Source organism: Paenibacillus sp. UMB7766-LJ446 (genome assembly GCF_030226665.1).
Taxonomy (GTDB): domain Bacteria; phylum Bacillota; class Bacilli; order Paenibacillales; family Paenibacillaceae; genus Paenibacillus; species Paenibacillus vandeheii.
In genome coordinates this window covers 137,845-160,480 of record NZ_JASOYM010000003.1, presented here as the reverse complement: position 1 = coordinate 160,480, position 22,636 = coordinate 137,845, and the positions used below count along the sequence as shown (strand labels likewise).

Genomic DNA, 22,636 nt, shown 5'->3' with positions numbered 1-22,636 from the left:
AGAGGAGGATGACAAGAATGAGCGATTTGTTCAAAAAGGCGATCTCGTTAGGGCTCGGTCTTACTGTTGTAAGCAAGGAGAAAATTGAGAAGACCGTGGATGATCTGGTCAAGCGCGGGGAACTTGCGCCCGGTGAATCCAAAGCGTTGGTCGAACGGCTGATGGAACGGGGCGATGAAGAGCAGGGCCAGTTCAAGAGAATGATTCACGAACAGGTCAAGCGTGTCCTTCAGGAAGTGGGCGTTCCATCCGAGAGTGATGTAACCAGTTTGGAACAGCGTGTTACCGTCCTTGAGAAAAAACTTGCGGAACTGGGTCACACACCACAGCTTCAACCTGATGTATCCCCAGCTCCACTTGAAGTTCCTCCTCTCAAAGGAAACGAGATCGAGTAGATGGCTGTGCGAATCAAACATGTCGGCAGATACCGGGAAATTGCCATGGCGCTGGTGCGTCATGGCTTCGGTTATATGGTCGAGGAGCTGGGCTTGTTCCAGTTGCTGGCCATACCCCGGCGATGGATGTCGCGTGAGGCACCCACTACCAAAACACTGAGTGAGCGCATTAGACTTGTGCTGCAGGAGCTGGGGCCGGCTTTCGTCAAGCTGGGGCAACTCGCAAGCACAAGGGCGGATTTGTTGCCGGAGTCTGTCATCCGCGAACTCGTGAAGCTGCAGGATCAGGTCCCGCCGTTTTCCTCGGAGACGGCACGGGGTATTTTGGAACAGGAATTGGATACACCGCTGGAGGAGATCTTTTCCCGGTTCGAGGATACCCCTGTGGCTGCGGCTAGTATCGGACAGGTGCATCTGGGCAAACTTCAGAGCGGTGAGGCGGTAGCCATTAAAATCCAGCGACCTGGCATTTCGCGTATTGTTCAGCGCGATCTGGATATTTTACGAGAGTTGACAGCCATGGCGGAGAAGCGCTGGGATTGGGTGAAGCAATATCAGATCCCGCAAATGGTAGAAGAGTATGCCCAGGCACTGATGGCCGAGCTGGATTATACGATCGAGGGTCGTAATACGGAAAAGATTGCACAGCAATATCAGCAGGATAACAAAGTGAAAATACCGCTGATCTACTGGGATCAAACTTCTTCTCGTGTGCTCACGATGGAGTACATCGAAGGCATTAAGCTGAATGATCGTGACGAGTTGATTAAGCGTGGGCATGATCTGAATAACATTGCGCAGAGACTGGTGGATTCGTTGTTGAATCAGATCTTCATTCATGGATTCTTTCATGCTGATCCACATCCGGGCAATCTGATGGTGTTGAAGGATGGCCGGCTTGCCTTTATCGACTTCGGTATGGTGGGCAGCCTGAGTGATGAGATGAAGCAGCATCTGGCTTCGCTCATTATCGGATTGATGCGCAAGGATACGGACAGCATGATCCGGGCGATTGAGAAGCTGGGCATGATGCCAGATGATATGGATTTGCGTGGGCTTCATAGCGATCTGGACAAGCTCCGCAGCAAATACTACGATATTCCCTTTTCCAAAATTAGCGTAGGTCAAGCGCTGAATGACCTGTTCGGCGTGGCCCAGCGACACAGGGTTGTGATGCCTGCCGACATTTTGCTGCTGGGTAAATCGCTGCTCACGATGGAGGGCGTCGTCGAACACCTTGATCCTACGTTGAGTATTGTGGATATGGCAGAACCCTTTGGTCGAAAGCTGATCAAGGAACGCTTCAATCCCGGAAGGATCAAGAATCGTCTGTTCCGCAGTGCTGCGGATATGGCTGAGAGTGTCATGGGTCTGCCTGGACAGCTAAGACAGCTCTCCTCCATCATTAGCAAAGGCAAGCTAAGGCTGGAGATCAGTGTCCCTGAACTGGATGCGCTCATGCGAAGAATGGACCAGGTCAGTAATCGGCTGTCTTTCAGTATTGTTCTGCTCGCATTTTGTATCATTATGGTCGGGTTGATCATCGGTTCTTCGATCAGTCACCAGTCAACCATGCTGTGGGATATTCCGGTCATTGAGATTGGATTCCTGGTGGCGATTCTGATGGTGGCCTTCCTGCTGTATTCGATATTCAAATCGGGAAGATTTTAACAACAATAAGACCCGTAAAGAGACTTTTTTAAAAGGATCTTTACGGGTTATTTTTTTTGAAAGGGTGAGGTTTGTTTGAAAAAGATGCCTAGTAACTTGATTTTATCGTTTTTAACCGGCATTTTTGCGTATTATATCATTGCTAGGACCATAACCATGAGTGCCATAATGGTTTGTCTAGCAGCTACAGGAATCTTAGCTATAATTTATCTGGTCATTTTTTTAATAAAGAAAAACCGTCAGGCTAAAGGATAGAGTCGAGTCGCAACAGATTTTTTGAGAAAAGTTTGTTTGAGAAAGAGTATCTTGGAGTAAAATAACGCAAGCTTAAGAAAATACGAGATTTGCTCCTGATTTTTCAGTTTAATTGTGTTAGTACATATCGCTTTCTATGTCTATAATAATAGGTCAGTACATTAACGGACCCGGTTTTTCTGAGAGGGGAAAACCAAGAGGCATTATGATCGGCTCACGATGTCTCGAAGGCAAGAAACCTGGAAGTAGCAATGGAATAACGTGGTGCTCACTGGAACGGATAATGACATGTTCAGACCTGATGTCGGATAACTTAGCTGAATCATGGGAAATCATGCAATGCAGGCACGTATAGATTCATTTTGTGGGAGGATATCCCGCTGTTTTGTGCTGTCTGTCGTGGTTGATCAGTGACGAACCGTTCCATTGCAAATCAGGCGAAGACAAATTTGAAGTTATACACGTAGGAGGAACGGCAAGAGTCATATGAATACGTTAAAACAACAATGGTTTGGTAACATTCGCGGTGACGTGCTGGCAGGCATTACGGTAGCGCTGGCCCTTATTCCAGAAGCCATTGCCTTCTCCATCATTGCAGGCGTTGATCCGATGGTCGGCTTGTACGCTTCCATTACAATTGCCATTGTGATCTCGATTGCGGGCGGAAGGCCAGGTATGATTTCGGCGGCAACGGGTGCGATGGCGGTGTTGATGGTCGGACTCGTCAAGGATTATGGCGTGGAATACTTGTTTGCCGCTACGATTTTGACGGGTATCATTCAGTTTATTCTGGGGATTTTTAAGGTTGGACGGTTTATTACGTTTGTGCCCCACTCGGTACTGACCGGATTTGTGAATGCTCTTGCGATTCTGATCTTTATGGCACAGCTGACCCACTTCACGGGTGCCAATTGGATCATGTATGCGATGGTAGCGGGTACGCTGGCGATCATTTATATTTTGCCGCGTTTTTTCAAAAGCGTCCCGGCTCCCTTGATTGCTATTGTGATCATGACGATCATTACGGCGCTGTTGAATCTGGATGTCAAAACCGTAGGTGATATGGGGAATCTCACGAGTACCCTGCCGATGTTCCATCTGCCCAATATCGACTGGTCCCTTAATACCCTAATGATTCTGCTGCCTTATTCGTTCACGCTGGCTCTGGTAGGTTTGCTGGAATCCTTGCTGACTGCAACGATTGTGGATGAAATGACCGAAACCAAGAGCAGCAAAAACCGGGAAGTGCGCGGTCAGGGGATTGCCAACTTTGTTAATGGCCTTTTCGGTGGCATGGGCGGCTGCGCGATGATTGGACAGTCGGTTATTAATGTGAAGTCTGGTGGCCGAGGTCGATTATCGACATTTACGGCTGGGGCTTTCCTGGCCATATTATTATTATTGCTCAGTGGTGTGGTGAAAGAGGTGCCGATGGGTGCGCTCGTCGGCGTCATGTTTATGGTGTGCATCGGTACGTTTGACTGGAGCTCCATCAAAAATATTGCGCGTGTGCCACGGGCGGAAGCTATTGTTATGGTCGTTACGGTAGCGATTGTGGTCTACACCCATGATCTGTCGATTGGTGTTATGGTCGGCGTTGTGCTCAGTGTGCTGCATTTTGGCTGGAAACAGACCAAGATTCGCGTGCAGGCCAATCAGGAACAAGGGCAGAAGGTGTATCGAGTCTACGGACCATTCTTCTTCGGTTCATCCTCCCGTTTCGTCGATGAGTTCAATGCCGAGGCAGATCCGGAGGAGATCACGATTGATTTTGGAGGCTCACATATTTGGGATAACACGGCGGTTGTTGCCATTGGTAAAGTGAAATTCAAATATGCGAAGCTGGGCAAAACGGTGCATCTGCGCGGACTGAACGAGGAAAGCTCCCGTTTGCTTGAGAAGAGCGGATTTGCTACGGCACAAGGGCACGGTTCCTAATAACTTATACAGATGAACAAGTGAGCTTAATATGTAAATGGATGAATTTAGATGAGTAACATGGATGAATGATAAGGGGCTGTCCTGCAAGTCATGGAGGAACATGACGGGACGGCCTCTTTCGTTATCTGCATTTTCTCGCTAAATCAGCCTGGAATAACGTGGCTGGAATTCGTTACAATTTTAAAGGGTACCATCACCACAGTATAAGGTGTGCATGATTCGTTAACGCTTTAAACACAATGATCAGGGACAATTGTGGACAAATGCAGGAAAGTAACGTTCAATCCCCTTTTGTTTTGCTTGACTAACGTGTAAACTACAGGGTATGGAGAAGAAGAGCAACGGACCGATTGCTTTTTAAAAAATTCATTTCATAATCATGATTGATATACGGAAAACTAGTCTTGATTGAAGCCAAGTGAAAGCAATTATGAAATGGACTTATCTAAATGAATATACAGAGGTGTAACGATTGGCAAACTTTGAACAACTGGGCATTCGCCCGGAATGGTGCGAGATCCTGAAACAACAGGGCATCGCCGTGCCGACTCCGGTACAGGAACGTTCGATTCCGGTATTGCTGGGTGGGCGCGATATTATTGCTGAGGCGCAGACGGGTACAGGTAAAACGCTTGCTTTTTTGCTGCCGATTATTCAGAAAATTAACGTATCCGACCGCTCGCCGCAAGCACTGATTATTGCCCCTACGCGTGAGCTGGCGCTGCAAATTACGGAAGAAGCGAAGAAGCTGACTGCAAACGACGATAAACTGCATGTTCTCGCGGTATACGGCGGACAGGATGTGGACAAACAGCTGCGCAAACTGCAAAACGGTACACAGATCGTGATTGGTACGCCGGGACGTCTCCTGGACCATCTGCGTCGTGGCACGTTGAAGCTGGACAATGTGAAAAAACTGGTGTTGGATGAAGCCGACCAAATGCTGCACATGGGCTTCTTGGATGATGTAGAGACTATCCTTAGTGAACTGCCACACAAACGTCAGACGATGCTGTTCTCAGCAACGATGCCGAAAGGCATTCGCAACCTGGCGAAGAACTACATGAAAGATCCGGAGGATGTGAAGGTATCCTCCAAGTCTGTGATTCCGATCAATCAGATTCGTCAGCAGGTGCTGGAGTGTACGGATCGTGGCAAACTTGAGGCACTTCGCGGCATGATTGATACGTATCGCCCGTACCTGGCGATTGTTTTCTGCCGCACCAAGCGCCGTGCATCCAAGCTGAATGAAGATCTGCGTGAAGCAGGTTATGCGAGCGATGAACTTCATGGTGATTTGTCTCAATCCAAGCGTGAGAACGTAATGAAAGCATTCCGGGATGCGAAATTGCAAATCCTTGTTGCTACGGATGTTGCGGCACGCGGACTGGATGTTGAAGGCGTAACGCATGTATTCAACTACGATATGCCACATGATGCGGAAAGCTATATCCACCGGATCGGCCGTACCGGTCGTGCTGGCGGCACGGGCCTTGCCGTGACATTTGCAACACAGCATGACAGACCAGAGCTTGCTCGTATTGAGGAAGGCACCAATCAGAAGCTCTCCCGTATCCAGTGGACGAGCGAAGGTCCGGTAGCATCAACTGGAGCAAACAGACGTTCCATCAACAGTCAGGGTGATGAAGAACGTTCTGGCGGACGCTCCGCCGGGACAGGCAGTGCTCGTCGCGGCGCTGGTCGCAGTGAAGGCGGACGTGGCGGTCGTGGTGGTTCCCGCGGCGGTGAAGGTGGACGCAGCGGTGCTCGTAGTAGCGGCCGCAGTGGCGACGAGCGCAGCGCAGGCCGTGGTTCCGCGCGCAGCAGCGACAGCAGTCGCAGCACAGCGAGTCAAGGCGGGCGCGGTGCAGGTCGCAGCAGCGATGAGCGCAGCAGCGGATGGGGCGGCCGTAGCGCCGACAAACGCAGCTCCGGGCGCGGCAGCGAAGGCGGCCCAAGCAAGCAGGGGCGCGCAGGTCGGCCGGACTCCGCAGGACGCGGTCCAGCCAAGAGCGACCGCCGCGATTCTCGTCGCGGACGGTAAAAGATAAAAACTCATAGCGGGTAGTCTGGAAGAACGTCATATATTTTCCAAACATCAAAACACCTCATCCTAGACCTAAGGATGGGGTGTTTTTTCGTCGAAGCTTATATGATAAAAATGATACGATGTCACGCGTAATTCCATTACGCATGCAGGGGTGAACGGATTTCAGGTCGTCTATATACAGGGATTGAGTTTGCACTAATTTACGTTTCGAGTCCATATTCAACAGCTTTACACATGACCATCTGCGTATGAATCCCGATATTTCTCGTTATACACCCGACCCACCGATTCCGCCAGACCACCGCGTGCCTTACCCGGATACAGTTCCAGAGTTTGATAGAGTCGCATGAAACGATCCTTGGGCATAAAGCGGGCGTAGCGGGTAATAAGACTAGGGAACAACTCAATATATTTACTTTTGCGTACAGCCGCGGCGGCGACAGCTGTCAGGATCTGAATGCCGTTGTGTAGCTGCAAAATATTAACCTCGTATGTGGCGACATACCGGATCGCATCCTCGCGAATTAATTCCGGCTTCAGCCGTGCGATTTCACCGATATATTCAGCGAGCAGCCGCTCGAAGCTGCGCAGCAGCAGAGGCTTGAGCTGCAGATCCATATCGCTGCGCAGCACGAAGGATTGCAGCAACGCAACCTGCTGCAGACGAATCCGGTCGTTGTAGACGAGTGAGCCGATCTCCCTGAGCATTTCGTAGGCGAGCGCTTCATCCTGCTTGCGCGCTTCTGCGACAAGGGCCCAATTCCGGTTAATGCCTTGACGAATCGCTTCCTCATCCTGACGAAGCATTCGTTTGAATTCTCGCTGCTGTTCGATCTGGAAAGATCGCTTTTGCATGAAGATCAGTCCAGCGAGGAGCAGCAGGGAGACGCTGGCCGCTGCCATGGACTGATCAATCGTTTCGCCGAAATAAGTAGCAGCCGCACCTAGTATTACCGTGATAAACAGGTCGCGTACAATTCGGCGTTTCACGTGGGAAGCGGCGCTTTCTTCGGCTGAAGTGAGTGTGCCCCGCCCACAGGCGGTACACTGATCCTCCCAAAGACAGGTATACTGTCCGCACCGCTTGCAGACACGCAACTTTTGAAACGCATGCGTCGTTCTTATAAAAGGCCTGATGGATACAACTTGTTTAGAACTCATGCTCAATCACGCTCGCCATTCAGAATAGTGTAGAGGGTCCGATCTGCATCTTCCCGGGAAACGGGTTTGCGCCGATGAAGCAGGAACGCAATCCCCTTTATCATGACAAAAAGAAACAATATGGCGAGGCATCCGTATGTAACCATAATCCGTTCCTTTCTATGGCTTGATCATTTTGCTTATATTATAAGATGAACTATTGTTTGCACACCCGAGTCATTTCGATGGCAGAACAACCTTTCTGCCCTCTCCGTTAACGTGTGATGCTTATATTCATTTTATAAACGATAATGTTTACGGATCAAGCGTCGTTATATTGCAGTTTACTGGCAATAACTATATCATATTTCCATAGTTGGAACTTTAGTGACAGATTAAGACGTAAGAACGTCGATTTTTGTCAGTCATTACAAAACTGTAACTGAAGATAGGGGTGCTTTTCAGAATTTATTAGTAGACTGTTAAGATTTCCTTAAGGCTTGACGCCTATAATAAACTATTCCCATTTTAATCTCAAACGTGAAGGAGTACACCTAATGCTGCGGACAAGCAAAATACGCTGGCTCAGCGGAACTCTGGTTCTGCTGGCAATTCTAACGCTGCTGCTACCTCAGGCGTTGCTGCCACATGCTGCAGCGGCTCAGGCACAGACAAGTGGAATCGATGCGGTACTTGTAGCCGATGTAAGTAATTCAATGAATACAAGTGACCGTGACAAGATCAGCAATGAAGCCATGAAAATGTTTATTGATATGCTGCCGGTCCAGGGGGACAAGGTAGGGATTGTCGCTTACACCGATCAGGTGGAGCGGGAAAAGGCATTGCTGGAGATACAGTCCGATGCGGACAAGAGCAGCCTGAAAGATTTTATTGATCAGCTGGGCCGAGGTCCCTATACCGATATTTCTGTCGGAGTAGCTGAAGCGGTGAATGTGCTGAACCACGGGGCTGACAAGTCTCACTCGCCAATGATCGTGCTGCTGGCTGACGGCAACAATGATTTTAACAAAACCAAAGGCCGCACTCAGGCTCAGTCCGATGCGGATCTGGCAAAGGCCGTCAAGGAAGCAAAGGATCAAGGGATTCCCGTTTATACGATTGGATTGAACGCAGACGGTAAACTGAACAAGGATGCACTTGCAGATCTGGCACAACAGACTGGAGGCAAGTCCTTCATTACGGATACGCCGGATGATCTGCCGCAGATTCTGAGTGAAATTTTTGCGGATCATGCCAAACTGAATGTGGTGAAGCTGCCCTCCATTACAGGAAACGGCAGTTATCAGGAAGTTACCGTGAACGTACCGAACGACAGTGTACTGGAAGCGAATATTTCGATCATGTCTTCAAAACAAGTACAGATCGAATTAACCGATCCTTCCGGCAAAGCCGTGGATCTGAATTCGGATGCAGCCAAGCTCTCGACTTCCAAGAGTTATTCCTTGGTGAAGCTGCTTAAACCCCAGGAAGGCGACTGGAAACTTCGGGTAAAAGGGGCTCCCAAAGACAGCATTGATATCAACCTGTTGTTCAACTATGATCTCCAGCTCGTCGTGGACCCAATTAAGACCAAGTCCTATACAAAGGGCGACAAAGTCGATCTGACAGCCAAGCTGGAGAATGGGGGACAACCGCTGCAGGATAATGACCTGTACGCCGATATGAAGGCGACATTGGTCGTAAACGATCTGGATACAGGCAAAAGTGTGGAACAACCGCTCGAAAACACGGGAACCGGGTTCGCCGGAACGTTTGAAGTGCCGGACAACCATAACTATGAGCTTGTTATCCGTGCAGAAGAGGACAGCTTCTACCGGGAAAGTGCTCCAATCACGATCAATGCGGGTGGAGCAGCCGGAAGCGGAAATCAACCTACGGCTTCTGCTGGCGAACAGGATAAAGCATTCCCATGGTTACCCGTTATTCTTGGCGTGATTGCCCTGGTCGTTGTAGCTGTTGGAGGCTGGTTCCTCATGGGCTGGCTAAAACGCAAAAACCGCGGATTTGTTGGGCAGATGGTTATTGAAATTCGGGATGAAAACACAGGAGACAAGTCGTATCCGCAATATAAAAAGCTGGCTTCCTTCCGGGGCCGATTCCATCTGCATCAGCTGTTACAGCTGGACCCTGAATTGAAGGAAACCGAAAAATATGTATTTACACCCAGCAATGGGGATCGAATTATAATCCGTAATACCGCAGGCGGAACGTTGGAGAAATCCGGCCGTGCCGTTGATGCAAGCTCAGGCGTTGAACTGAAGAACGGTGACCGACTGAGCATCCCGCTGCAACAGGCGGACAAGACCATTTTAATTGAGTATCTGGTATAACAGGCATTTGCACTTGCAGATGACGAAAGGGAGGACTTGGAATGAAACCGATTGTTAGAGAACATATTCAGCAACTGGATGTATCGCTTGGCGGAGGGATTGTCAGCGAGAAAATCAGAGTCGATACGATTGATAACCCGATTCTGATTATCGGCCTTGGAGGAACAGGTATTGATGCGCTGCTGCGTCTTAAATACCAGATTAACCGACGCTTCAAGCTTCCGCAGGACCCGGTATCCAAGAAAAAAATGGACAAACCGTCCAACGTGGAATTTCTTGCTTTTGAAACGAACGAACAGGATCGCGCCAAAAAGTATAAGGGCATCGGACTCGATCCAATTAATGAATTCGTACTGTTGTCCAATGCCGAGATTGGTGGACTGCTTCAGAACCGCAGCGTATTGGAGCCGTATATTACGGACTGGCTGTCTCCGGAGCTGAGCATCACCGATGGCATGAACGGTGCCGCAGGGGTGCGTCAGGCTGGACGTTTGCTGCTGTTTACGAAGATTAACCAGGTCGTTCAGGCGATCGACAAGAAGATCAAAACCTTATCCGTAGGCACCAACAAAAAACTGATGGTGTTCCTGCTGACAGGTCTTTCCGGTGGTACGGGCAGTGGTTGCTTCCTGGATATTTCCTATATCGTTCGCGGGATTATCGAACGCGATCATGGCTCTGCCGGGATTGACCGCGTGAACACGCTTGGATATCTGTTCACTCCAGATGTGAACCTTTCCAACAAAAGCTTGAGTGAACACACTCGTGAGTACATCCGCAAGAATGGTTACGCTGCGCTCAAAGAGCTGGATTACTGGATGAACGTGGATAGCCGGGGAGAACGTTTCTCCCAGAAATATGGCAATATTCTGACCGTGAATTCACCGCTGCCGCCGTTCAACCTGTGTCATCTGATTTCCGCAACCAATACGGAAGGCAAACTGCTGGAAAACGCCTACGATTACTGCATGAACGTCACCGCCGAGAACATCACCAACTTCATGGCGAGTGAGGAAAAGCAGTCGGGTGAGGAGTTTGCCATCCACGACTATATTAGCAACATTCGTACGAACATTGCGCAGATGAACAAGGCTTACCCTGCGAACTATGATTACAACATTATCGGTGCATCCTCCGCGGTACTGCCGATTGAAGAGATGACGACCTATCTGGCTTACCGCATGTTCGACAAAATGAGCACCATGTTCTCCAAAGCGCCGAATCAGGAGGATACCGAGAAGTTTGCCCGCAAACTGGGCATTGATCTCGAAAGTGTGGTCAAGTCCTTTGAAGCCCGCGTACCGGAGCCGCTGCCAGGTTACCAGAATAGCGAGCGTCTGTCCTATGGCAATGTGGTGAAATCACAGGTGGTGAACATGGACACCGAACTGGAGCAGAACTTCCTGGCTCGTGCCCGTGAAGAATATATCAAGGCGAAGAAGCAGCTGCCGGGTGAGATTGCGGGTCAGTTCACCGAACAGATCCGGCGTATGTTTTTGCATCCCGAACAGGGTCCGTTCTATGTGTCCCGTCTGATCTACACGGAAAAAGGCTTCTGTGTACTGAAGATGATTCAGTCGTACATTGAAACCCTGCGTGAGAATGCCTTCCGCATTCCGCGTGATATTGAGGCCGCTCAGGAGCAGTCCGAAGAGAAACTCGGCGATGCGAAGAGTGCTTTTGTTTCCAAAGAGAAGAAGAAGAATGCTTATATTGAAGCGAAAATTCATGAGTACTGGCTGCACGCCGATGTGGAACGCAATGATCAGATGATCGAGTTCTATGAGGATTTGTACGAATTGCTGAATCAGGAAAACAGCCGCATTTATAATGTATTTACCGAAACGCTGAACGCGCTCAGCTCGATTTTCTCCAAAAACGGGGATATTCTCACACGCGGCGAAGAACAGTCCGATCACAAAGGCAACAAGACGTACTATTGGAACGTTGTAAGTGTACCGGATATCGTCAGTGTGGTGGATGGACTGCTGGATAAGCGCGATACGGATGACCTGATCCGCGACTTCTCCCGTGAATTGCTGGAGAACTCCAGCCAGTGGGTGAAGGAAAACGAGATCGATATCGTCAGCTCCATCTCTGATTTCCTGACTGAGAAGTTCGGGGATCTGATTACCCGCTCGATGGAGGACTTCCTAGTTATCAAATATGGACAGGACGAGTCGGTCGAGAAATTCGTGGAACGCTTCATTGCAGGCAAACTGGATGATGAGGCCGTTCCGGTGTTCAATCTGAGCAACAGCACAGGCAGTCTGCATTTCCCATCCTGGGGATTCGTATCGGTGCCAGCACAGGCGCCGGGCATTCTGAGAGGGATTCGCAACTATCAGAACAATGCGGTGGGCAAATCCCATTTTACCGTCAAGGAAAGTGAAGTGCGCAACCGGATCTTCTGGCTGAACACTCGCAACGGGGTTCCCCTGTTTGTGTACACACCGCTCAAAGTATATGAGGAGAGCTATGAACGTACCATTTTGGACAAAGAAGGCATCGGCCGCCATCTGGTGCAAACCGAGAAGAATAACTGGACCTATCTGCCATCTCCGATCCCTGAAAAGTCCTGGGGTGATGTGTACGAGAACGCTCGGGTGAAGCAATACAATGCCCGTGTGCGTACGGAATTCGAGCAGGCGATTGGATACAGGATTGTTACAGCCAAAACGATTGACGAAAATACAAGCAACCGCTACGCCGTTGTTACGACCGAATCGTTCGATTTGTCCGCAAAGCTGGGTGCCTACGACATGCGCCTGACGTCTACTACGCCGAACCTGGGTGAAGTGAAGCGTGCAGTTATGGAACTGAAACGCCTGCAATCCGAAGGATTGCCACGGGTGTCGGTGAAGGACATTTTCGGAAGTATTAATGAAGATATGGCCAAAGAAAACCTGGTACGTTCCCCGCAGCTAATCGCGCGGGTACGTGAAGAGCTGGCGAAGATGAACGCCATCTCGGCCAAAGTCGCCGAACTGGAAGGCATTCTCGCCCAGCACCAGGACGAGGAGCAGTGGTATGACCGCTTCATCGAAGCGCTCTACACGGATACCATCGTGAAAAAGGGCGCGCTGTATGTCTATGACCGTGATCCGGAAGAAGACGCATGGGAGCCGTTCGCGAACCTGATGAAGAGCCGCAACTTTGCTGAATATGAAGTGTTTGGCAACTTCCGTGGACTGGCGGAGAAGGATCGCAGCACATTGCTTCGCAAAGCTTCCCGTCGTGATAACGACCTGACCGCTTCCGAAGATATCACGCCACTGCTTAGCAAAGTGGATGATCTGGCTGCATTGTTCATGGAATCCCGTGATCGCCTGGAATACGAGCGAGTGGAACTGGCGAACGGGGAAGACATCTACCAGTTCTACAGAACGATGTCATCGAAACTGAATGACATTCGCAGAAGGCTGAAGTAAGATGGCGGCCGGGATGGAGTTCAGCTCGAACAATGCCCTGAAGCGTAATCTGGAGAAGTATGCAGCCCAGTATGCAACAGAGCAGGAGCGCCAGGGCAGCCTGGGTGATGGTCGCAGCAGCATCCATTACCCCGCTCTGTTCCTGTTCGTGGGTGATCAGGTCGCTCCGGCAGTATCTGCTGTTCAGGAGATCAACCGGCTGAAATGGGATAACGGGGAAGGCGTAGTGTACGTACAGATTGGGACGGAAGATCAGGATGATGATCGTCATCGGAACCATGACAGCAGCGGACGAATGAAGCATGATAATGATAACGATGGTCAGCTTAACCGCGGTGAACATAGCGATGACCGTCAATCAACCTATCCAGTTGGGCATCGTCCGGCTGAAGCTATGGATCGCAGCTCGTTCGATGACGGTCAGGTGACCCGCCACGTGCTTCCGATATCCGGGGCACAGACCGGGCGACCTTCCAAGACACTTCGTAAGGATGTACATCGCAGTTTTCACGATTCAGATCAGGCCCTCTATGGTCTGAATCGCACCTTGCGAAGGGTGAGTAATCGGATTGCTGAATACGGACGTTTGTATTCATCTTTCGATCGGATCTACGTGACGGTCGTGACTCGGGCAGACGATCCATTAAATGTGTTGTTACCGGAGCTTACCAAGCTGACCGAAACGATATTGGGTCAATCCTTCAAGTCGGTACAGACCGATCTGCATGTGCTGGTCAGCGAGATGGAGCAGGTCGATTCCTTTGGATATGCAAGTGCAGCAGGACTCGCTTTTTTGCGGGAACTGGATTACATGCAAGGGCTGGACTATACGTTCAGCGGTAATCTGCTGGTTACAGAGGACGGTATCTCTATTCCGGTCGTGCATCCTGCATCGCCATTGTTCGATCTCGTATATATTTTGTCAGACAAAAACGAGCGGGGAACCGGCGTACCTGGCGGGTGGATCGAAAATGCCGAGATCATCTGCCGAATCTGTCTGCTAAAGAACCGGAAGCAGGAGCCTGATAGCTCCGGTGCCGTTTCAAGCACTGGAGCCAACACCTATAACAATACATCGTTCAAAAACAATATTCGTACCACTTCGGATCAGCATGGTTATGCCAGTGCAGGTTTTGCCGAGATCAGACGGCCGAACAAACCGATTGCACTTGCGGTGTTGTATCACCTGTATCGTTATTTGCTTGAACGGATGCGGCAGGAACCCGAGTGGAGCATCAAGGACAAGCTTGTCTTCTTTGGACTGGACGGGGCTTCGGTAGAGCGTAAAGTGGAAGGTATTCTTCCCGATGAGGACCTGGTTAGCGGCATGAGCGGCATTATGACGCATAACGTCAGCTTCACGGAACTAAAGCCGCTCTCACTGCGTGAAGCGGAGAGAGCGCTGTTCGGCCATGGGGCAGAGGCGTACTTCCGTGATAACGTGGTCCGTCTTGCCGAGGAACGAGTGCGTCAGCGCAGCACAGAAGGCTCGCTTCGTCGCCAAGCCGAGCATTCACGGACGGAGCATCCCGAGATTGGCTATTTTCAGTGGGCCGCCTGGAGTGACAATGGGTTCGGCAGTGTGCGTGAGGCCTTGCTTGGACTGATCCGGGATAAATCGGTGCAGCTTGAATCCGCACGTTCTTTGCTTGAGCAGCGGCAGCAGGAGCGGGTAGAGGATCAGTCGTTCAAACGGGCATTGTTCCGTGACAAACAAAACGTGCGCAATCTGATCGATTGTTTGCTGGAGCGCGTGTATGTACCCAAGGTTGAATTGCTGCGTCTGGAGAATGAATTGCAGCTGCTTCGTGTCTACGACACAGAGATGGAGCATCTGCATACGTTCAGTCGGAAGGTAACGGAAACACTGGCAGCGCTGGAACGTACCTTGCGTGAGACCGCTCTAGAGAGCATCGCCGCAGCCGATGCGTACATCGGGCAGAACGTAATGGAATACTACGGCAAAGTGACGGAAGCGCTGATCGCCGATTTGGAGGCAAAGCGCGGGCGGGATGTTTGGTTCGAAGACCGCTATATGGGGGATATGAACCGGCTTGCTACGGAAGGAAACGAGCGACTCCTGCAACGTCTGATGGAAGTATGTCATGCCATGCTGCTTACAGCAGATCCGCTCCGGGTACCTTTTGAAGAAGAACTGCTGCTACGGGCGAATGTTACCATTACATATGGCGACAAAAACGTACTGACCCGTGATGATCTGTTCCGCAGATTGTACCGTACACTGGAGGAGCAGGCGGTCGTTCGGGTAAGGGTATTCGACTATACGCAGGAACATCGTTATGAAGAAAAATATTTCTTTGGTGATCACCATAGTGCCTTCATGGACTACGCGGCGCATGCCGAAGAGACGTCACGTATTTATAAACTGGGTGTGGTATACGAAGAACGAAGCAGTGGTGTGGAGAAGCTGAATCTGATGGGAGGCTTCCATCTGGAAGACCTGATGGTGTATCGCAACGGCCGGGTGTATTACGATTCGTATACGGAGAATGGTTATGAGCTGCATCCCTCCGATCTGGCCGAGAAGCTGTCACCCATGCGCTAAAACATAAGGCCGTGTCTCTTATGGACGGAAGGGAGGTACAGATGGGGTTGAACTATGAGGCGGGCAATTTTCATTGTTCCTTCATGGCTCAACGTCGATCTGTTTTCCGCCCGGGATACGGAGTCGTTCATTTTTGATTGCCCATCTTGTATTAATTCAGCCTACTCTTGGCTGGTTTGGAAAGGATGCATGCAAACATGCAGCGAAAAATCAATCTTCTCCTGGTCCTGTTCAGCCTCATTGGCGGAGCTGTGGGCTTTGCGGCTGGAGAAATCATGCTGCGTCAGTGGCTTGGAGAAATGCCTCGTCTATTGCTGATGGGACTATACTTTGGTGTGCTGGCGCTTAGCGTGGGATTGTTCTGCTTACTCGCAGAAATGATCTCGCCAAAGCTGAACGGAGCTTCCTGGAAGCTAAGATATTTGGGGCTGTCCTGGAAACTGCTTGTTCCGGCAACGCTGGCACTACTTTTTGTCGTCGGACTTGCCCTGCAATTGCTGTATCAGATTAACCCGGGCGGTGCGAAGCAAGTCAAAGATATTATACTGATGATCGATAATTCAGGCAGTATGAGTGATACGGACCCGGATAACGGCCGCTTTGAAGCAGCCAAAACGCTGATCAGCCAAATGGAGAGCGATAAACAGGTAGCTGTGATTACCTTTGATGATCAGCCGCAGCTGCTGCAGCCGTTCATTCAGATGGACAGTGAAGCGGCCAAAAATGAGGTATACAGCAAGATTGACGGCATCGTGACGACCTCGGGCGGCACCAATTTCGATGCAGTGCTGCGCGAAGCGATGGAGCAGATTAAGGGCAAGCAGGACCCGAAACGCGGTACGGTGGCGATCCTGCTATCGGATGGATTTAGTGATGTAGACACATCCGGCATTTTGTCTGAGTATGCAAATGAACAGATTGCCGTCAATACGGTGGGTCTGAGTCTGGTAGACCCTTCCGGAACCGACTTGCTGCGTCATATTGCACAGCAGACGGGTGGTACGTACTATGATGTACCGGATTCCGGGGGTCTTAATCTGGCATTCCAGCAAATTTACGATACGATCGATGAACGTACACTGGTGACCGAACGTACAGGCATGATGGAGCACAGCACGTATCTGGCTATTTTCCGAGTGGCTGCTCTGCTTCTGATTGGCGTAGCGCTGGGCATATCGCTTGGGCTGGTATTCGATAACCGCCATTTGGCGGTCAGCTTCGGTATAGGTGGTGCCGTATCGGGTCTATTGGCAGGACTCCTGCTTGAATGGGGTCTGGACGGATCAGCGGTTGGTGATGCATTTGTAAGATTCGGAGCGATGCTCATCTTATCTGCCGTGTTAACCCTGTTCACCTGGATCATTCCAATCAAGGAGAATACACCGCGGAAGACTCGTGGGCGCCGCGAGGCTGGTACAGGAGCCAATTCGGCGGAAGGATTCGGACAGCGGGGAAGAGATACGCGCAGCAAAGGATTTTAACGTCTGGAGGTAGACGATAGATGCGTTTTACGGATGCAGAACCTTCAGCGCCCCTGATTCGCAGACTGACACTTGCAGTGGACGAGAGCCAGTGTACACTTCGCTGGCTCTGGCCAGATCGTGTGGAAGCTGTATATGTTGAACGGCTGGAGCTCGATATGATGAGCGATGATCGTACCGGGGAAGAGGCTGCACAGGGCAAGCTGAAGCTATACACGAAAGAAGAATACAAGGCGAGTAATGGATATATGGATCGCATCACGGGTTTTGGTGCCATCCGGTACACAGTGTATGTCTGTCAGATGGAGGAAGACGGGCCAGTTCTGGTGCGTCAGCGTGATGGGGACAACACAGTGATTGCAAGCGCAGGCAAGGCGGATATTCGCTTTTCCATCCGGTACAAGAGCGGTTTTTTTCAGAAACGAAAAAGTGTGCTGATGACCGTCACGGCCGAAGCACCTGTTCCGAAGGAAGCGCTCTGTTATGTCCGCAAGCAAGGCGGGGTTCCGTTGAACAAGGAAGATGGCACGGTGTACCCTTTTGTGAGTGATTTTGCTCCCGGAAGAAATGAGATGCCACCCGTCGAGGTAGCCAAGGACGATTACGTGAGATTGTTCTTCACGGACGGACCAAAGTATGGAGCCGCCTATAGGCTTATATCAGATTAGATAGTTAGGAATCAAAAAAATCTGGGGATAACAGCGATTGGAAGGTTACTCTGTCATCGTAGTGCAAGTGTAAATCAACTTTGTCTAACTGATCAGGGGAGGGGTGTGGCTATGAGCTTTTTTAGTCGGTTTTTGAAGCGACAGCAGCCGGAGGAGCGGCCGTTGTTTTACGATATCGTATGTCCATATTGCTTCAGTAAGTTTTCACCGGAGGAGGTTGTGTTCCGGGCTGCGCATCATCGCGACGACGATGAGGACTACGCACTTGGGGAAGATGCGAAGCTGAATCGGTATCGCGAACGGTTTGGACTGGATACGGTGTTTGATATGGAGGCCGTACTGGCTCCGCATGATGTACCTGAGGAACATCGCATCTATTCGGATAACATTGTGATGGGACTGAACGATCGGTATGGAGTCGTTACGCGGCGTCGACTGTGTCCACAGTGCCATAACGAGCTGCCTGTCACGGCAGGCAAAGCACCAAGCAATATCATTTCCATTATAGGTGCATCACAGGTGGGAAAATCCGTCTACATGACTTCATTGATTCATACATTGCAGCATTACACTGCAGATCACTTTGATGCGGCCTGCATGCCGCTAAATGCGGAGATTAGTCGCCGGTTCCGTGCGGATTATGAAGAACCGCTGTTCGAGCGGGGCGATCTGCTGGATTCCACGCAGAAGGAGAAGCTGCAGGAGCCGTTTATTTTCCAGTTTGTATTTAAGGATGAAGATAAAGCTCCGCTGACACTGGTGTTCTTTGACGTTGCTGGTGAAGGTATGGTGGAGCAGGACTATCTGGGACTCCACGGGCAGCATATCAAGAACTCGGCAGGCATTCTGTTCATGGTGGACCCGCTCCAGATTCGTTCCATCCGGGACAAAATCCGCATCAACCTCGGCAATGAGCCAGGCGAGTGGACGCCAAGATACGATGAGCCGCGTGATGTGGTGCTGACGATGTTCGGTGACTTTATCGCTTACCAGGACAAAGCCAAGACGAATATTCCGACAGCTGTTGTATTGACCAAAAGCGACATGCTGCATTCCCTCAAGGATGAAGAGGGCGATTACATCAAATCCAACAGTAATGTGTTCCGCAACATGGTGCACCGCGACTGGTTCGACCTGACCGAATTCGAGAATATCGATGGGGAGATCCGACGGTTTATCGAGAAGGTGGACCGTCCGTTCAAAGGCACGATGGATGTGTACTTTAAGGATACGGCTTACTTTGCGGTATCTGCGCTGGGAAGCAATCCGGTGGATATGAAGCTGCAAGGTGTGGTCAGTCCAATCCGTGTCGATGAGCCATTCCTCTGGCTGCTGTACAAGCTGAAGTACATTGAGGGGAGAGTGGGATGATGCGTTCTTCCATAACCCCGCCGATTGAACAGCAGATGTACACCAGAGAGCGGCGCGGGGTGTTTCGCACAACGGAGGGGTTCGATACGGTAGCCGCATCGCCGGGACTGGACCCTTCTTTTATCAAAAAAGTGCTTCATCCCTACTGCGTCTATGACGCTCCAGCAGAACTGACGGGCCGGAGTGAGAAGGATGAAACGAAGTTCCCACCGTCCATTCATCTGCTTCACCTGGAGAGCGGGGAGACGATCCTTGGGCAAAATGTGTACCAGTCCGCTGATTTCACCGGGCTGCGCAGTGCTTTTTTCGCTCATAACTATGTCTTGTCTCCTGAACGCTCGGAAGAGCAGATGAAGCAGGGCGGCTGGCTGGATGCTGTGTTCGCCACGTCATATGACATCGAACAAGGAACAGTACTGCCTGCGCTTACTGAATTGCCGCGTACAGCTGGAGTGGGACAGGGGGCTGCCAGAGGGACAGGCTCGGGCTTCGGCACAAGCCCGGCTGGTGACTTCGGCCCAGGTTCATCTCCAAGCCAGATCCTTGGCGCTTTGAAAATGGACGAAGTGGTGTTCAAACGTCTGCTCTACGCCGTCATGCAGGCTGTAGCGACACGTCGGAAGGTATATATTGCGCTGGATGTGCCCGCTGAAGAAGTTACAGCCGGAGCCAAGGGGTTGCTGCGTTTGTTGTTTACGGCGCTACCTTACGCGTTCCGGCGGCAGCTTGGCTTCATGACATTTGCCAAGGAGCCGCAGGCGAAGAAAGGCATCCACCTCCAATTTGTGGAGCGAGGCACTCTGCGTCCGAAGGACCGGAATACGGAGAAGGATTTCACCTTTGATCTGGTATCGGGCAGAGTTACCCATGCAGATGCATCTGTGGCAAAGCTTCCTTACGCGGAATTTGCCTGGTCTCTGCTGCATGAGCCAGCGGCTGCCGATCCATTTTATGCTTTTGCGGATGAGATGCTGTCCGGGATGGAACCGGGACGAGAATTCTCCATTGAAGCATACGGGGAACTTTCGATGTTCTATCGTCTGGAGCAAGGCAGGGAAGATATATACCTGAATAACAAAAGCGATGTCCTGAGTGGCTTGCTCACCTACTTGAAACCCGAAGGCGGAGCGCGGCAACGTGCACGTTTGAACGAGTTGTTCCTTACATTGCTCAGTCGTGAGCTTGACAGTGTAAAACGGGAGAATGTGCCTGAGGACTCGGTTGCTGCACGCATCGGAGAGTATTTCCGGGTCGCTGCGCCAGTTGTACAGTCTCGAATCGTGGACTATTTCATCTATGGTGTTAATAACGCCCGTTCGCAGAAACGAATGCGTGCTGTGCAGGAACTGTATGGCTTGCTGGATCGGGACAGCCTGTTAAGCCGTGCTTTCTTCGACAAAGTGCTGGCGAACGAATCACTGACCAAGCTGTTGTTCGAGCCCTATCTGGATAATCAGCTGAAACGCACGGAATCCGCTGCCGACGTCGTGGAAGTGATTCAGAGATGGATTACATCTCACTCATCTGCCATTCACAATAGCTTCTTGGTGGAACGGACTGCAACCGAGCTGCGTGAACGTTTGTGCTCAGCGCCCAACCCTGTTCAATCTGCCAATGAGGCACTTAAGCGGGTTAGTGTATTGGATCGTGTATCAGTCGCAGGTTCAGTAGACACAGGGATTACCGCCCGGATTGGGCAATCTGGAGCTGCAGTCCGCGCTAACCGGAAAGGTGGACCTGAGTCCGCTGTCCAACCACCGGCATATCAGGAGGATTTAACCCGACTTGCCGATAAGCTGGCTTACGTCATTAATTTGTTTATGATCCAGGATCTTGATCTGGAGCGGGTTAATCGTGAACAGCTGTTAAGCATTGATATTTTGTTGCATGGAAACGAGGTTCGGGACTGGGCTGCTCGTCAGGGCTCAGATGTATCTGCACGTACAAACATGATGCTGGCAGCGAGAGCATGGCTAAGCGGTGAGGGGCGCAGCGAAGAGGAGCTGGAAGCACTCTCCTTGGCTGAGCGTAATGAACTCCAGCGCTGGACGCGCCGCTGGCTAGTCTTGGAGCTTCGGGATCATCCAGGTACGACTGCGTTTGAAGCGCTGCCGCTGGCTTTCTATCGGGGTGGTAGCGGCAGCAACAAGCTCGATTATCCAGGCCTTATTGAATTTATCTACAGTAATTCAGGACGTACAGAAGTGTTGTATCAATTTATGGAGTGGTCGGGGAATCAACGCTTGTTTATTCGCGGATCTAACGCACACAAGGGATACGCGGATGCAATCGTGGCCTATTTCAAGGCCCACGATCGCGAGGCCTTTAAGTCCAAGTCGGCTTTCAAGCCCTATTATGCCAGAGCAAGCAAGACGATGAAGCCTGCCTACGACCGCGCCAGAACAGAGTTGTCTTCTCCGCTGGTACGCATGCTGACAGGTAAAAGGAAAAACCTTTTTCTATCGGTCATCGTTATCCTGATTCTTGGTATTGCCGGAGGTACGTATGCTTTGATGGGGAATAAGGCGGAGACGCCAGCGGCATCACCTCCACCAACACAGGAGCCCGTTGTTCCTGCTGAACCGGAGGTGCAGCTCGCAGAACAGATCGCCTACCTCGTTCCGGCATTCCAAGCGGACGACGGTACACAGACGCCTGCACGGTTGGTTATCCGTTACAGAAACGAAACCGACAGCAACGCTTTGCAAACGAACACTCTCCAATGGAACTTGAAAGATGGCACTACGCAGAAGCTCAATGCTGAGGGAGAATGGGAGAGTTTCAACCGTAACGAGGAGCCGGATGGGGAAGATGCAGCCGGAAACAGCACAGAGGGCACGTCTGAAGGAAACTCCGCGGATTCTTCTACCCATACTGCGGATGACACTCAGCAGAGCGGAGAAACCGAGCAGGGGGCAGATTCAGCCATAACGGAGGGCACCACTTCAGATCCAGCAGCAGGGAGCACAGGAACGGATACGGGGACTGGCGCAGCTACGGACTCCACGGATAAAGGCACAGCGGAGGGAGCAGCAGGCGAAACGCCTTCAGATTCATCTCAGTCTACAGGAGCAGGTTCGTCTTCAGCGGAAAATCTGACTGTTGCCGAAGCAGATCGACTGTATCCTTATGGGCACCAGGTAGAGCTTCCGGCCGATATCGATCTGGAGGACATCGTGAGTGTTCAGAGTGGAACGACCGTCATCAACCTCGTCCCGGAACCTAAGCTCTGAGCGAGATTACTTGAATAGGTGATTCATGCAGAATACAGCCACCTCGTAAATTCGTAGGGGCTGTATTTTTGTTTTGTTCAAGC

General features: G+C 50.9%; 12 protein-coding genes. 11 read left to right on the top strand and 1 reads right to left on the bottom strand.

The genetic code is table 11. From position 1 onward, the window contains the following. Positions 1-17 precede the first annotated feature (17 nt). The 4 genes from QP794_RS08810 (at position 18) to QP794_RS08795 (ending at position 6,306) form a co-directional block, all read left to right on the top strand. Entirely contained in the window at positions 18-395 is a 378-nt protein-coding gene (locus QP794_RS08810) for a phasin family protein (RefSeq protein ID WP_024632799.1), read from the top strand. Then, positions 396-2,066 (top strand): ABC1 kinase family protein, encoded by a 1,671-nt coding sequence (locus tag QP794_RS08805; RefSeq protein WP_024632798.1) that lies wholly within the window; start codon positions 396-398, stop codon positions 2,064-2,066. It begins immediately after the preceding gene. Positions 2,067-2,807: 741 nt separating this feature from the next. Further along, complete coding sequence (locus QP794_RS08800; protein ID WP_285075866.1) at positions 2,808-4,259, top strand: SulP family inorganic anion transporter; 1,452 nt, start codon at positions 2,808-2,810, stop codon at positions 4,257-4,259. A 475-nt stretch (positions 4,260-4,734) separates the two neighbouring features. Continuing rightward, the gene (locus QP794_RS08795) at positions 4,735-6,306 is read left to right on the top strand and encodes a DEAD/DEAH box helicase (RefSeq protein WP_285075865.1); all 1,572 of its coding nucleotides are present in this window, start codon (positions 4,735-4,737) and stop codon (positions 6,304-6,306) included. A gap of 234 nt (positions 6,307-6,540) precedes the next feature. Here the strand turns inward: QP794_RS08795 and QP794_RS08790 are convergent, their stop codons facing one another. Next, positions 6,541-7,473, bottom strand: a complete 933-nt coding sequence (locus QP794_RS08790; protein WP_285075864.1) for a C1 domain-containing protein — start codon at positions 7,471-7,473, stop codon at positions 6,541-6,543. Positions 7,474-8,009: 536 nt separating this feature from the next. Here QP794_RS08790 and QP794_RS08785 point away from each other — a divergent pair. The 7 genes from QP794_RS08785 to QP794_RS08755 all read left to right on the top strand — a co-directional run bounded on the left by QP794_RS08785 (position 8,010) and on the right by QP794_RS08755 (position 22,553). Next, a complete protein-coding gene (locus QP794_RS08785) occupies positions 8,010-9,803 on the top strand; it encodes a vWA domain-containing protein (RefSeq protein WP_285075863.1) in 1,794 nt (597 codons plus the stop codon). Between the two features lie 41 nt (positions 9,804-9,844). Next, positions 9,845-13,234: a tubulin-like doman-containing protein gene (locus QP794_RS08780; RefSeq protein WP_285075862.1), complete on the top strand. Its 3,390-nt coding sequence runs from the start codon at positions 9,845-9,847 to the stop codon at positions 13,232-13,234. A 1-nt stretch (position 13,235) separates the two neighbouring features. After that, the gene (locus QP794_RS08775) at positions 13,236-15,800 is read left to right on the top strand and encodes a transcription initiation factor TFIID (protein ID WP_285075861.1); all 2,565 of its coding nucleotides are present in this window, start codon (positions 13,236-13,238) and stop codon (positions 15,798-15,800) included. 197 nt (positions 15,801-15,997) lie between these two features. Beyond that, complete coding sequence (locus tag QP794_RS08770) at positions 15,998-17,281, top strand: vWA domain-containing protein (protein WP_285075860.1); 1,284 nt, start codon at positions 15,998-16,000, stop codon at positions 17,279-17,281. 20 nt (positions 17,282-17,301) lie between these two features. Then, positions 17,302-17,949 (top strand): beta-mannanase, encoded by a 648-nt coding sequence (locus QP794_RS08765; RefSeq protein ID WP_285075859.1) that lies wholly within the window; start codon positions 17,302-17,304, stop codon positions 17,947-17,949. Between the two features lie 111 nt (positions 17,950-18,060). After that, positions 18,061-19,320 carry a TRAFAC clade GTPase domain-containing protein gene (locus QP794_RS08760; protein WP_024632789.1) on the top strand — a complete coding sequence of 420 codons (1,260 nt, stop codon included), beginning with the start codon at positions 18,061-18,063 and terminating at the stop codon, positions 19,318-19,320. After that, positions 19,317-22,553 (top strand): GAP1-N2 domain-containing protein, encoded by a 3,237-nt coding sequence (locus QP794_RS08755; RefSeq protein WP_285075858.1) that lies wholly within the window; start codon positions 19,317-19,319, stop codon positions 22,551-22,553. Before QP794_RS08760 ends, QP794_RS08755 begins: the two co-directional genes overlap by 4 nt. The last annotated feature ends 83 nt before the right edge of the window (positions 22,554-22,636 follow it).